The sequence below is a fragment of the Massilia sp. TWP1-3-3 genome, from assembly GCF_049897805.1.
Lineage (GTDB): Bacteria > Pseudomonadota > Gammaproteobacteria > Burkholderiales > Burkholderiaceae_D > Telluria_A.
The window spans coordinates 50,608-64,332 of sequence record NZ_JAFCWX010000009.1 but is presented as its reverse complement, the minus strand read 5'-3'; the positions used below and the strand labels follow the sequence as shown (position 1 = coordinate 64,332).

Sequence of the window (13,725 nt, the reverse complement as noted above, 5' to 3'; positions counted from 1 at the left end):
AGCTGCGGTTGCGGCCGGGCCAAGGCGCGGCTACGGGATCATGGTCTTGACGGTGCCGGGCATGGTGAAGGAAATCACGCCGCCCCAGTTGCACATGCATTTGGACATATTGTTCAGCGCAGGCATATTGCCGATCAAGACAGTCGCCGCGCCCGGCGCCCAGGGCGCGGCGGTGACGGGGATGCAGGGCATGGGCGTGAGCACGCCGAGCGCGGCTGCGGTGGCTGCGGCGACCATTGGATTGGCCGGCGACATGCACACGCCAAAAGGCATGATGTTCATCATCGGCACATGGTCCATGATGTTGGCCGCTGGCGGCCCTTCGCACAGCACCTTGTTCTTGGGCAGCACGACCAGCGAGGATGGCGCCGCGCCCATCGTGCACATCATCATCGCTCCCATTGAAACCTGGCTTGCCATGTGTCGTCCTTTGCAATGTGAGCGCTGCGTGGCGCTCGTGTTCAGTATGTCGGGAAAAGTACATTTATGCAATATTTTGCTGCATGCGGCAGGCATGGCAATCAACTATTGGGCAGCAACGCAACAAGATCGCTGCGCCGTCAATTCCCGTTTGCGGCCGGCCTTAACAATGACATACTCGACAGCACGGCGCCTGCCGCAATTGGCCAGGCTTTGTCCGACACAAACACATCGAGAGGCCCATGACTACCTATCAAAGCCGCCACCAGCCGCGCCGCCAAATGACGGTCGCCGGCAAGATCCGCCATCCTTCGCTGTATGACGTGTTCTACGACATCGCCTACGACGCCATGCTGCGCGAGCAATTGCCGACCATGACGCTGGGCGCAGGACGCCTGGTGCTGCGCGTGGTCAACAGCGCGCTCAGCATCCAGCAAGCGCGCACCATTCCCCCGGGCAGCTCCATGAACGGCAACAACCGTTTCAGCGGCCCCCGCCTTGACGGGCGCAACGGCCAGGGCGCCTTGTACGTGGGCACGGTGGGCGGCATCTTGCGCGAGCACGCCCACTATTCCTTGCAGTCTTACCCGGCCTCCACACTGCAGCAGGCGGCGCCGGCGCTGTGGAAACCGGGTGCGCCCGACCAGACCGGCGCCTTCATGCAGCAGCAAAAAAGCGGCGCCCTGCCGCTGTCGGCGCAACGCTTTCATTTGTTCCGGCTGCGCCACCCGCTGCAGTTTGCCGACCTGCGCCTAAGCGCGCTCGCGCCCCTGTTCCAGCGCCTGCGCGCCAGCGGCGAGGCGCGCAGCCGTTACGGCATCGTCGACTGGGCGCCGTTCGACATGCTGGTCTCGGCCGCCAGCGAGTCGCAAGACTACAGCGCCGCGCGCGGCCTGGCCGACGCCGTCTTCGACCGCCGCCACAGCACCGGCAATGCGGGCGTGTGCGCAGCCTCGTCGCGCGCCGACAGCGACAGCGGCCTGGTGCTCGGCTCGCACAACGATCCGACCGGCGGCCTGATCTTCGCTATCTTCGAGCATGACGGCGCGCCCGTGACGGCGCTCGAGCCGGCCGCACCGGCGGGCAACCCGAATGCGGCGATCTTCGATACGTTCGCCGCGATTGCCGCTGCGGCGCACTGAGGCGGCAATGCTGCCGGCCCGGGCTGAGGCAGCCGTCTGCCTCAGTTCCGCATCTCATGCACCCACCCTTGGTTCATCGGGAATTCATAGTCGTCGCGCCCCCGGACAAAGGCGCGCATGTCTTGCGCCGACTCGATGCAATACGGTTGCGTTTCGCCGGGAACAACGGCGAACACAGGCAAGTCGATCGAGGTCACGAACGGGCGGCCACCCTCGTCGCTATGGTGCACCATGTTGCCGCCGGTGTAGCCTGCGCGCATGAAGCCGCCATTGAGCAAGCTTTTAACCTCGGAGATGCGCGGCGTCAGATTACCCTGGTGCTCGCTTTCGTAGCTGTAGGTTTTCCTTGCAGTGATGCGTTGTTCGAGTTCGTGGGTCTGGATCATGCGCCTGTCCAGGTGGTTCATCAGTTCTGCGGGGCCGACGCGCGGCCATACGGCGAACAAATCATAATCACCCGTCGTCGCCGAACGATAATCGCTGGCCGCCACGGTACAGTGCGGATCGCGCACCGCCATCACGGGCACCAGGTGCGGGTCGGCCATGCGCTGCTGCACGGGGGGCGCATTGATGCGCGCAAGACGCTCTTCGATTTGTTCCCTGCTGCTGCTTTGCACAGCCACTTTCAGCGCCGGCCGCGGCGGGCCGATTCTGCCGGAACTGGGCTGGGCGCGATCGCTGGGCGGCTTGGGGAGCGCACGGGTGCCTACCTTTTCAACCGTGGACTGCGCGGCCGCTCTTGCCAACGGGGGAACCAAGGCTTCAACACGATCGTTAATGCTGTACATGACGGCCCACATGCCCCAGGTCAAAGCTTTGGGTTCGCCCACATCCCGGTGCAACTCAAAATCGATCACTAGTCCCTCCCGCTGCGCGCGAACTTCCTGCACCCGCTCGTCGCCGTACCGGAACTGGAACAAGCCGGCGTTTTGCAGCCAGATCCTGCGCTGCTCGGAAATAAACAATGGCACCTGGGTCGCGCCCGCCAGATAGGCGGCGACCAGCGTCTTGGTTTGCCCTTTCAAGTCGGGCGACTTGGTAAAGCGCGGATCGGCCAGTACAAAGCCAGCCATCGGCCCCCAGTTGCACGATTTGGCCTTGTTGTGAAAGCCTTTCGATGAGTAGCTCTCACTGATCAGTCCTGTTGCGAACTTGCCCACCGCTCTGCATGCGATGATGCATTTGGTGACGTTAGCCACCTCCTGGAACACGGCGGCGTGGCGCTGTGAAATCCCGGTTTCCTCGCAGGCGGCATCACCGTATCGCATAAGCTATCCTTTTGTTGATTGACCTCGCCGGCCTGCCTTGCGCACCTGGCAAAACGGGACCGTTACCTTGATTCCTACTTGACGAATTCCTGCAAGTGCGCAAGCACTTTCTTGACGGCGCCGTCGGCGCGATTCTTCTTGTCGGCCTTGCCCTGAAACTTGACCAGCGCTGCCTCGACCAGCTTCATCATGTCGGCGCTGTCGTCGACCCAGTCGGCGGCCGATTTATTGATGGGGTCGTTCTTCTTGCTGGCGTTCAAGGTCGCGTACAGGTCAACCTTGCCACCGTCGACCGGCACCCATACCGGCTTGGTGCCCTTGGCCGTGATGGCCGTGTCGAGCGTGCCGCTCTCGCTCATCAATTCGAACACGTCTAGCTCGGCAAGATCGACGCCGGTGAAACTGGACGCCATATTTCCCAGCAACTTGCTGGCGCCACTTTTCCCTTCATCCATCATGCCGTACCAAACACGGGTGCGCGCGGCATCGGACGCGGCCTTGATCAGACTGGAGCACATCTTGCAAGGCTTCAAGGTCGAGAACAGCACTGAGTCTACCGGCAACCTGGTGGCGCCAGGATTGCGCAGGAAATAGCTGATGACGGTATTGACCTCGGCATGCCGGTGCTCCCCCGTATTCACGCCCCAGGCCAGGACATCGCCGTGCTTGGACGTCAAGATCGCGCCGATGTTATGCCCTTCCGTCTTGTGGTAATACACAAACCCATGCTTTTTCAGCACGCAGAAGGTCGCCAGCATGTAGATGCGCCTGGCTTTGCTCTCGCCGTACGGCACCGTTTCCTCGTAGATTGAGGTCAAGTTCGGCGGCGCGCCGAGTTTTTCAAGGGAAAACTGCTTGTAGTGCGCCATCGTCGGCTTGACCAGGATGGGCGCGCCTTGGAACTCGGTGTCCTTTTCATCGTTCCAGTCAAACTCGAACTTTGCGCCCTCTTTGTTGTTCACCCATTCCGTCCGGGGGTAATTCACCAGCAGCTTGCCTTTTACCAGCAAGCCAGGCTTCAGCGACGACATGTAGTCGTGCAAATACACCGACGGTGGAACCAGCGACAGATTGTCTGTCTCGTAATAGTACAGCCGGTTCTTGGTGGACAATCGTGCCGCAACTTTTTTGGCGCCTTTGTTTCTGAAGAAATCACCAACGGTAGCCATCGATTCCTCCCTCGCCGTTTAAAATTGATAATGGAATTGTCCATCGGCAACGTCGACCTGCACGCGCTCGACGGCTTTGCCTTCCATCATGCGCGTCAAGAACTCTTTCGAGATATCGGGCAGCATCGTGTTGGTGAGGATCGCGTCAATCATGCGCCCGCCCGACTCGCCCTCGGTGCAGCGCGACACCACCAGCTTGACCACGTCCTCGCCATACATGAACGGAATCTTGTAGCGCGCCTCGACCCGCTTCTTGATGCGGTTCAGTTGCAGCTTGACGATCTGGCCCAGCATCTCGTCGGACAGCGGATAATATGGAATCGTCACCAGGCGCCCCAGCAGCGCCGGCGGGAACACTTTGAGCAGCGGCGCGCGCAGTGCCTTGGCCATGCCTTCCGGGTCCGGCATCAGGTCCGGGTCCTTGCACAAGCCGGCGATCAAATCGGTGCCGGCGTTGGTCGTCAGGATGATCAGGGTATTCTTGAAGTCGATGAAGCGCCCTTCCCCGTCTTCCATGAAGCCCTTGTCGAACACTTGAAAGAACATCTCGTGCACGTCCGGGTGCGCTTTTTCGACTTCATCGAGCAGCACCACCGAATACGGCTTGCGGCGCACGGCCTCGGTCAGCACGCCGCCTTCGCCGTAACCCACGTAACCGGGCGGCGCGCCTTTCAGAGTCGACACCGTATGCGCTTCCTGGTATTCGCTCATGTTGATGGTGATGAGGTTTTGCTCGCCGCCGTACAGCGCTTCGGCCAAGGCCAGTGCCGTTTCGGTCTTGCCCACGCCCGAAGTCCCGGCCAGCATGAACACCCCAATCGGTTTGCTCGGATTATCCAGCCCCGCGCGCGAGGTCTGGATGCGCTTGGCGATCATCTCCATCGCGTGGTCCTGGCCGATCACCCGCTGGCTGAGCAGCGAGGCGACCTTGAGGATGGTTTCCATCTCGTTCTTGGCCATGCGCCCGACCGGAATACCGGTCCAGTCGCCCACCACTGCGGCGACGGCCTGGTAGTCGACGGTGGGCAAAATCAGCGGCGTTTCGCCTTGCAGCTCGGTCAACCTGGACTGTACGCCTTTTAGCTGCTCCATCAAGTCGGCGCGCTGCTCGACCGACAAGGGCGCGGCCGGCGCCACGGAATCGGCCTGCGCTTCGAGCTTGCTGCCGGTGCCTTCGACCGGCTGCGCGCCGTCGCGCAAGCGGGCACGCAGCGAGAGCAACTGGTCGACCAGCGCGCGCTCGTCGTTCCAGCGCGTCTCCAGGCCCGCCAGGCGGCTCTTTTCTTCTTCCAGCAAGGCTGTGGCGTCGCTGTGGCGCTTGCCGATGTCGATGCCGATCGCGCTCTCGCGACCGATGATGCCCAGCTCAACGTCGAGCGACTCGATGCGCTTGCGGCTGTCGTCCACTTCGGCCGGCGTGGCGTGCAGGCTGACGGCCACGCGCGCGCAGGCGGTGTCGATCAGGCTCACCGATTTGTCTGGCAATTGGCGCGCGGGGATGTAACGGTGCGACAGCTTGACGGCAGCTTCCAGCGCTTCGTCCAGGATCTGCACCTTGTGGTGCTTTTCCATGGTCGAGGCAACGCCACGCATCATGAGAATGGCCCGCTCTTCGCTCGGCTCGTCGACCTGGATGCTCTGGAAGCGGCGCGTGAGCGCAGGGTCTTTTTCAATGTGCTTTTTATACTCGGCAAAGGTGGTCGCGCCGATGGTGCGCAAGGTGCCGCGCGCTAGGGCAGGCTTGAGCAAATTGGCCGCGTCGCCGGTGCCGGCGGCGCCGCCCGCGCCCACCAGCGTGTGGGTTTCGTCGATGAACAGGATGATCGGCTTCTGGCTGGCCTGCACTTCGTCGATGACCGAGCGCAGTCGCTGCTCAAACTCGCCCTTCATGCTCGCGCCTGCCTGCAGCAGGCCCACGTCGAGCGTGAGCAGTTGCACTTCCTTGAGCGCGGGCGGCACGTCGCCGCGCGCGATGCGCTGGGCGAAGCCTTCCACCACGGCGGTCTTGCCCACGCCCGCTTCGCCGATCATGATCGGGTTGTTCTGGCGGCGCCGCATTAAAATGTCGACCATCTGGCGGATCTCGTCGTCGCGCCCGACAATCGGGTCCATCTTGCCGCTGCGGGCCTGCTCGGTCAGGTCGACCGTGAATTTTTTCAGCGCTTCCTGCTTGCCCATCGCCGCCGGGGCGATGGCGCCGGACGCTTCGCCAGGCGCGGCGCCGCCGCCGGTAAAGCCGTCGGTGGCGACCATTTTTGCTTCGGGCGACTCGGCCAGCAGGCTGGCAAAATTGTCGCTCAGGTGCTCCAGCTTGATTTTCTCGAACTGCTTGGACATGCCGTACAACGCGTTTTTCAGACCGTTCGTTTTCAGCATGCCAATGATCAGGTGGCCCGAGCGCACCTGCGACTCGCCGAACATCAGCGTGCCGTACACCCATGCGCGTTCGACCGATTCTTCCAGCTGCGACGACAAATCCGTGACCGAGGTGGAGCCGCGCGGCAGGCGGTCGAGCGCCGCCGTCAGGTCGCGCGCCAGCGTGGCCGGATCAAGGTCGTACTGGCGGATGATGCGTACCAGGTCGGAGTCTTGCAGCTGCAAGATCTGGTGCATCCAGTGCAGCACTTCCACGTAGGGGTTACCGCGCAGCTTGCAAAACACGGTGCTGCTTTCGATCGCCCGATAACACAGGCTGTTCAGCTTGCCAAACAATGCAACGCGACTGATGTCGGCCATGACTTCCCCTCAGATGGTTTTCTAATGCCGGCCTGGTGCGGCCGGTTCTCGGGTGCTGCTTTCGATCAGGACGGGATTGATCAACATCTGGTCAAGGTTGCGCACCGGCGCCGCGCTCGCCAGCCAGGTGCTCCATCCCATCCGGGTGGCGCCGCCCAGGCGCAGCGGCGGCATCTCTTCCTTCTTCAAAATCACGCGCACGTCCCAGTCCAGCGTCAGGCCCACGTAGTTCTTGACCCAGGCCAGCAAGCGCCGGGTGCTGGCCCCGCCGGGCAGAAAGCGCTGGTAGTCGGCGTAGCCCACCGGGCCGATCACGATGCGAAACTTGTGCTGGCAATCCCAGACGCTCTTGCCCAGCAGGAGCGTGCTGCCCAGGCGGTTGGACTCGTCGTGGCTGCCGATGCGGCTGTGCGCCTCGGTCGGCAGGCGCATCCAGTGGCCGACGAATTGCTCAATGTGCAGCGGCAGCTTGAAGTACTCGCGCAGGATCGTCGCCAGGCCCGAGGCGGGGCGCGCCTTGTTCGCCAACAGGCCCGCGAAATGGAGCTTGGCGAAGTCGCCGATCTCGTCGCGCTCGCGCAGCGCCGGGGCGCCGATGCCGAACATGCTGCCGACAAAGACGGAAAAACGGTCGCCGTCAACTCGGTCAAGGCTGATCACCGGTTCGGCGGCCGCCCGCGCGCGGTAAAACAGCGAGAGCATGCGGTGATGAAAAACGTCGAGAAAGGCGAGCATGGTGGCGTCGCCGCCATGGCGCAGGCGGTCGCGCACATACTCGGTAATATGCACCGGCATCGGCCCGTTGGCGCCCAGCAGGCCGAAAAAATTGACCGCCAGGCGCGCGCGCGCCTCGCCGTCGGCGCGCTTGAACTGGCCCAGCATGGTGGCGTGAAAGACCAGCGCCGGGTCTTGCCCGAAGCGCACCGCGTCGTCGCGCGCGCGCAGCGAGGCGCCGATGCGCGGCAGCTCCGGATGGGCGTTCTCGATCAGGCGCAGCACCTGGTAAAAATCCATGCGCGCCACCTGCGCTTCAAGCAGGAGGTCGAGTTCTACAGGGTCGCGCATGCGCCCACCTTGGCCGGCCAACGCATGATCTCGCCCCGCTCGAGCGTCCTGACCACGGTTTGGGTAAACGAATTGATCGACACGTACTGGGCAAAAAACTCGCTCAGCACGCCGCCCAGCATAAAGGCGCCGGTGCCCTCAAAAGCGGCGTCGTCGAGCGTGACGGTGATCTGGATCCCGCGCCCGACCGTGATCGGCCCGGGCGACGGCAGGCGCCGGGTAATCGCCTTGGAGGCGATGCTGCGCACCCCTTCCACCTGGCGCTGCGCATTCAAGTCGGCCGGATGGCAGTATAGCGCAAGCATTTCGCGCAGCGCCACCGCGCCTTGGGCGGCGTCGGTGTCGAGCAGCGAGAGATAATTGAGCGAGAGGTGGTTGAGCAGGCGCCAGGCCACGCTGCCTTCGGCAAACGACGGGTGCGGCTGGCTCGGTCCCGCCACGCAGCGCAGCGCCGTGACCGGGGCCCCGGCGTCGAGGATGAAATCGGTCTTGCCGGTCCCCAGCGGCATGGACAGCGGCAAGTCGCGGTTGGTGCACCAGAGCGCCAGGCCAAGCTGGCGCAGGTCGCTGCGGTACGGCGCTTCACGCGCGTCGACGATGGCGATGAACGCTTCGCTGCCAATGTAGCTCGAACGCGGGCCGTCGCGCCGCTGGCGCTGCGAGATGACGCGCTTTTCGCGGCGCAGCTGGAAAAAAGCCTGGTCCTGATTGAGCGTGCCGATATCCTTGGCCGCATAAAAAGGCTGGAAGCTTTGCTCGGACGCGGCGCCGCTGCCGTAGCCGGTGACCGACTCGATCTGGAATACTTCATAGTCCATCGGCCGCGTGCGGTCCACCAGCACGTGGTATTCAAGCTGCTCGCCGGTGACGTTGATGCGGTCTGCGCGGCGCTGGAACAGGTTGGCCACGGGGGTGCAATGCAGCGCAAAATTGGCGGCGTCGAGCGTTTTTTCCAGTTGCGCGTCGGCCCGGTTGAGCAGAATCGTGATCTCGACTTCATTGCCGTCGCACTGGCGCAGCGCTTGCTGCAGGCTGCCGATCTCGACGAACTGGAAGCGCTGCGGGAAGGCAAAATACTCTTGCAGCAAGCGGTAGCCCTGGAAGGTGCGCTTTCCGCTGGGCAGCAGTGCGTCGCTCTCGGCAAAGCCGAGCGGACGCAGCGCCGTTTTTGGCAGCAGGCGGTGCCAGGCGGCGGGCCGCCCCGGCGGCGTCACCAGCACCCCTTCCACGCTGCCAAGCAGTTTTTCGTAGATGCGCGCCGGCATATCGTCGGCGCCGCGCAGGTGCAGGCACAAGCGCTCCAGCGGCAAGGCATTGAACGGCGCGCCGCTGCTGCGCAGCCGCAGCCGGATGCCGGCCTTGACGATGTCGGGCAATTGCACGTTCAGGCCGGCCTGGCTGCCGCCGTACGTGAAGAACTTGGCGTCAACGAGCTCGATCGGCCACAAGGTGAGCTCGTGGGCGGTGCGGTACTCGCAGGCCGTGTTGTCGCCCTTGCCCAGCACGCTGCGCATGCTACTGCCGCGCGGCACCACAAAGCCCGTCTGCAAGGCGGGATTACTCAAGTCAGGCTGCAGCTGCACCACCGCCATCGACGGCGTGGGCGCCAGCAAATGGGGATACACCAGTTCCGACAGATGCTGGGTAAAACGGGGAAACTCGCCGTCGATTTTCATCTGCACGCGCGCAGCCATGAAGCTGAAGCCTTCCAGCAAGCGCTCCACATACGGGTCGGCGCACTCGAAACTGTCCAGGCCCAGGCGCCCGGCGATCTTGGGGAAGTCCTGGGCGAATTCGCCGCCCACTTCGCGCAAGTGTTGCAATTCCTGGCTGTAATAACGCAAAAAACGGGGATTCATGGCCGGCCCCTGCCGTTCGCTTCGGCAACAACGACGGCACCGCGCTCAAGGTCGAGCTCGGTCTTGAGGTACAGCCGTTCCGGATAGGGCTGGGCCCACAGGTCCGCTTCGATATCGAAGGTAATCTTGTTTTGCTCGATGGCGCCGCCCGCGCGCGCCGTCACCACCACCGTGGCGCGGATCAGGCGCGGCTCGAAGTCCCAGATCGCCTGACGAATGCCCCGTTCGAGCTTGGTCACGTTCATGTTCGCCGCCGAATTGCCCGAGATATCGGGCACGCCGAAGTTGATCACCGAATTGGCCAGGTAAGGCAAGGCGGCAGCATCAATGACGGTGAGCAAATTGGTGGTATTGAGCAGCCAGGCCAGGTCGCGCAGCACGCCTTCGCGCAGCGTGCGCAGCGACAGCACGCGCCGCTCGCGCGACTCGCTGCCGTTGGCCGGCTCGTCGTCGCACAGGCGGTCGAGCAAGCTCGGCTGCAGCCGCTCGCGCGGGGCCAACTCAGCCATGTTGCACCGCGCCCGGTTCAGCGTCATCAAGCTGGTCCTGGTCCTGGTCCTGGTCCTGGTCCTGGTCCTGGGCGTCAAATTCGATCACGCGCACGTCCATCAGCGCAAAATCGCCCACATCGGTAGCCAGCGTGCGCTGGCCAAGGCCGCGCCCGGCCGCAGCGCCCTCTTCCACCCACTCGGTGCGGCGCGAGAGCAACAGCGCGTCGCCGCCATGGGCCACCGTGCCCTGGTAGCGCGTGGGAATCAAGCCCACCGTGTGCGCGCCATTGGTCCAGGTAAACGAGGCGGGCATCCAGACCGCGTCGCGCAGGTCGGCCGGCGCGTCGATCTCGATGCGGCTGATGCGCTGCATGGGAATCCAGAAATAGCGGCCATTGACGACCGCTTCGAGCACCGGACCTAAGCTCTGGTCGGCATCGGCCAGCCATGCAAAGCGCTGGCCGTCGATACTGCCGCCAATCGCCGGCGCCAGTTCGAACGCTTGGGCGCGGGCGCTGGCCGCGCGTTCGGGCGCATTGGCCGCGTCGCACTGCAGCGCGTCCAGCAGCAGCGCCAGCCACGGTTGCGGCTGGCCAAACACGAGCGGGGCGTGGGCGCCGGAAAATATGGCGCCGCGCAAGGCTTCGCACTGGATGGCTTCGCGGTAAGTTTGGACCATCGGCAAGGTTGCGGCGTCTAGTTCGCCGGCGACATTTAATTGCGTCAAGGCCCGGTTCCACTGGCCCATGACGGACAGCAGCTGGAACAGGAAAATACGGTGTTTGACGTTGGCCGGCTCGCGCCGCACGGCGTCTTGCAGCGCAGTGAGCGCGGCGGGCAGATTGCCCGCTTCAAGGGATTGTTCAGCGAGCATCGGCAGCTTTCGTTAGTGCGCGGGCATTGGCCTGCGGCGCGAAGTAGACACCGTGGGGGCCAGAGGCTCCCACGGTCGGTTCCGACTTACTGCGCGGCGTTTATTTGCCGGCGTTTTCCGCGATGTTCCAGTCCAGGTTGCCAGCTGTGCTGACGACGCCTTTTGCGTCTTGCTTGAAGTTTTCGAATTTAATTTCGGCAAAATTCAAGGTGACGTTTTCGGTGAACTTGTCTTCGCCGCCGCTGCCGCCGGTCGACACCGAGGTGACCATCACTTTGGTCATCGTGATTTCAACTTCCTTGTCACCCGGCTTGCCCAGTTCGCCGCCTGCCTTGCGGATCAGCATGACGACTTTGGGAATGTGCTTGCCGGTGCAGCAATGCATCATCAGCGCGGTGGTCGAATCATCGAGGTACTTGGTAAACGACAGATCCTGGATGTTGACCTTGCCTGCGCCGCCGCCGGAGCCCGTATGAAAGCTGCCCGACTGCGACATGCCCCAGCTGTAGGCGAGGACATCGGAGTTGCCCTTTTGCGCTTTGTCCTGCGAGCTGCCGGTCATGCCGTCGAACTTGATGAACATATCTAATGCCATGATTTTTCTCCCTAATTTTGACCGGCGACCAGCGCCGGCAAGTTATACAACGATAGTGACAGTTGTGATGCTTACTGCAGGCACATCAACCGCCCTTGGCAGACGGCATTTTCGACACGAGACGCAGGGACACGGTCAAACCTTCAAGCTGGTAATGGGGACGCAGGAAGAATTTTGAGCGGTAATAGCCGGGATTGCCTTCGACTTCCTCAAGCAGCACTTCGGCCGCGGCCAGCGGTTTGCGGGCCTTGGTCGCTTCGCTCGAGTTTTGCGGGTCGCCATCGACGTACTGGGCGATCCACTTGGAAAGCCATTTCTCCATTTCATCGCGCTCTTTGAACGAGCCGATCTTGTCGCGCACGATGCATTTAAGGTAGTGGGCGAAGCGGCAGGTGGCAAACAGGTATGGCAGGCGGGCCGCCAGGTTGGCGTTGGCCGAGGCGTCCGGATCGTCGTATTCGGCCGGCTTGTGCAGCGACTGGGCCCCGATGAAGGCGGCAAAGTCGGTGTTTTTCTTGTGTACCAGCGGCATGAAGCCGTTGGCGGCAAGTTCCGCTTCGCGCCGGTCGGAAATGGCAATTTCGGTCGGGCACTGCATGTCGACGCCACCATCGTCGGTCGGGAACGAGTGCACTGGCAAGCCTTCTACCGCGCCGCCGGACTCGATGCCGCGAATGCGCGAACACCAGCCGTATTCCTTGAACGAACGGTTGATATTGACCGCCATCGCGTAGGCGGCATTGGCCCAGGTGTAATTCTTGCTGCCGGGGGCGGACGTATCTTCTTCAAAATCGAACGCTTCGACCGGGTCGGTCTTGGCGCCGTACGGCTGGCGCGCCAAAAAGCGCGGCATGGCCAGGCCGACGTAGCGCGAATCCTCGGACTCGCGAAACGAGCGCCAGGCGGCGTGTTCCGGCGTCTGGAAAATCTTGGTCAGGTCGCGCGGGTTGGCCAGTTCCTGCCACGATTCCATCAGCATCACCGACGGCGCAGCGGCGGCGATGAACGGGGCGTGGGCGGCGGCGGCCACTTTGGCCATGTTCGAGAGCAGGTCGACGTCCGGCGCGCTGTTATCAAAATAATAGTCGGCCACGATGGCGCCGAACGGCTCGCCGCCGAACTGGCCGAATTCTTCTTCGTACATCTTTTTGAAGATCGGACTTTGGTCCCAGGCCGTACCCTTGAACTTCTTGAGCGTCTTGCCCAGGTCATTCTTGGAAATGTTGAGCACGCGAATTTTCAGCGTTTCATCCGTCTCGGTATTATTGACCAAGTGATGCAAGCCGCGCCATGCGCCCTCCACGGCCTGAAATTCGGGCGTGTGCAAAATCAGGTTGATTTGCTCGGACAGCTTTTTGTCGAGCTGGGCGATCAAGCCTTCGATCGTGGCCAGCACGTCGCCGGAGATGACGTTGCTGCCGATCAGGGCTTGCTCGGCGAGCGTGCGCACGGCGTTCTCGACCGCTTCCTTGGCCTTGTCCGACTGCGGTTTGAATTCTTTTTGCAGCAGGCTGCCGAACTCGCTCATCTCGAGCGTGCCGCCGGTCTGCTGGGTATCTTGTTGAAGTTCAGCCATCGTAGTTCTCCAGGACGTCAGGTGTTAGTCTTTTGGCTTGGGCGCCGAGGTCAGCGCCTGCATCAGGGCAGGTTCGGCCAGCAGCTTGGCGATCAGGTCTTCGGCGCCTGTCTTGCCATCCATATAGGTCATCAGGTTCGACAACTGGCCGCGCGCTTCCAGCAGCTTGTTGAGCGAGCCGACTTTGCGGGCGATGGCCGCCGGAGTAAAGTCATCCATGTTTTCAAACGTCATTTCGACCGACAGATTGCCTTCGCCGGTAAGCGTGTTGGGCACCTGCACGGCAACGCGCGGCTTCATGGCTTTTAGCCGCTCGTCGAAATTGTCGACATCGATCTCAAGGAATTTGCGCTCGGCAACCGGCGCCAGCGGATCGGCGGGCTGACCCGACAGATCGGCCATCACACCCATCACGAAAGGCAGCTGGATCTTCTTTTCGGCGCCGTAGACTTCAACGTCGTATTCGATCTGCACGCGCGGTGCACGGTTGCGTGCGATGAACTTCTGGCTACTCTCTTTACCCACGATTG

The 13,725-nt window shown here is 62.7% G+C and carries 12 protein-coding genes; 1 reads left to right on the top strand and 11 read right to left on the bottom strand.

What is annotated here, in order from left to right; all coding sequences use genetic code 11:
• Positions 1-30 precede the first annotated feature (30 nt).
• Entirely contained in the window at positions 31-420 is a 390-nt protein-coding gene (locus tag ACP7D4_RS10980; protein WP_426209079.1) for a DUF4280 domain-containing protein, read from the bottom strand.
• A 242-nt stretch (positions 421-662) separates the two neighbouring features.
• On the opposite strand from ACP7D4_RS10980, the gene ACP7D4_RS10975 reads away from it, so the two are divergent.
• Complete coding sequence (locus ACP7D4_RS10975; RefSeq protein ID WP_426209078.1) at positions 663-1,562, top strand: hypothetical protein; 900 nt, start codon at positions 663-665, stop codon at positions 1,560-1,562.
• Positions 1,563-1,603: 41 nt separating this feature from the next.
• Here the strand turns inward: ACP7D4_RS10975 and ACP7D4_RS10970 are convergent, their stop codons facing one another.
• From ACP7D4_RS10970 to tssB, 10 genes are all read right to left on the bottom strand, one after another.
• The gene (locus ACP7D4_RS10970) at positions 1,604-2,830 is read right to left on the bottom strand and encodes an anthrax toxin-like adenylyl cyclase domain-containing protein (protein ID WP_426104346.1); all 1,227 of its coding nucleotides are present in this window, start codon (positions 2,828-2,830) and stop codon (positions 1,604-1,606) included.
• Positions 2,831-2,904: 74 nt separating this feature from the next.
• Positions 2,905-3,999: a Bd3614 family nucleic acid deaminase gene (locus ACP7D4_RS10965; protein ID WP_426209076.1), complete on the bottom strand. Its 1,095-nt coding sequence runs from the start codon at positions 3,997-3,999 to the stop codon at positions 2,905-2,907.
• 18 nt (positions 4,000-4,017) lie between these two features.
• Positions 4,018-6,735, bottom strand: a complete 2,718-nt coding sequence (gene tssH / locus ACP7D4_RS10960) for a type VI secretion system ATPase TssH (protein WP_426104343.1) — start codon at positions 6,733-6,735, stop codon at positions 4,018-4,020.
• 21 nt (positions 6,736-6,756) lie between these two features.
• Complete coding sequence (gene tssG, locus ACP7D4_RS10955; RefSeq protein WP_426209074.1) at positions 6,757-7,800, bottom strand: type VI secretion system baseplate subunit TssG; 1,044 nt, start codon at positions 7,798-7,800, stop codon at positions 6,757-6,759.
• Positions 7,785-9,659 (bottom strand): type VI secretion system baseplate subunit TssF, encoded by a 1,875-nt coding sequence (gene tssF, locus ACP7D4_RS10950; RefSeq protein WP_426209072.1) that lies wholly within the window; start codon positions 9,657-9,659, stop codon positions 7,785-7,787. The genes tssG and tssF overlap by 16 nt, the downstream gene beginning before the upstream one ends.
• Positions 9,656-10,168 (bottom strand): type VI secretion system baseplate subunit TssE, encoded by a 513-nt coding sequence (tssE, locus tag ACP7D4_RS10945; RefSeq protein ID WP_426209070.1) that lies wholly within the window; start codon positions 10,166-10,168, stop codon positions 9,656-9,658. The genes tssF and tssE overlap by 4 nt, the downstream gene beginning before the upstream one ends.
• Positions 10,161-11,024, bottom strand: a complete 864-nt coding sequence (locus ACP7D4_RS10940; RefSeq protein ID WP_426209068.1) for a type VI secretion system accessory protein TagJ — start codon at positions 11,022-11,024, stop codon at positions 10,161-10,163. Before ACP7D4_RS10940 ends, tssE begins: the two co-directional genes overlap by 8 nt.
• A gap of 100 nt (positions 11,025-11,124) precedes the next feature.
• Positions 11,125-11,619, bottom strand: a complete 495-nt coding sequence (locus ACP7D4_RS10935) for an Hcp family type VI secretion system effector (RefSeq protein ID WP_426209066.1) — start codon at positions 11,617-11,619, stop codon at positions 11,125-11,127.
• Between the two features lie 85 nt (positions 11,620-11,704).
• Positions 11,705-13,195, bottom strand: a complete 1,491-nt coding sequence (gene tssC / locus ACP7D4_RS10930) for a type VI secretion system contractile sheath large subunit (protein ID WP_426104334.1) — start codon at positions 13,193-13,195, stop codon at positions 11,705-11,707.
• A gap of 24 nt (positions 13,196-13,219) precedes the next feature.
• Complete coding sequence (gene tssB / locus ACP7D4_RS10925; protein ID WP_426104332.1) at positions 13,220-13,720, bottom strand: type VI secretion system contractile sheath small subunit; 501 nt, start codon at positions 13,718-13,720, stop codon at positions 13,220-13,222.
• Positions 13,721-13,725 lie beyond the last annotated feature (5 nt).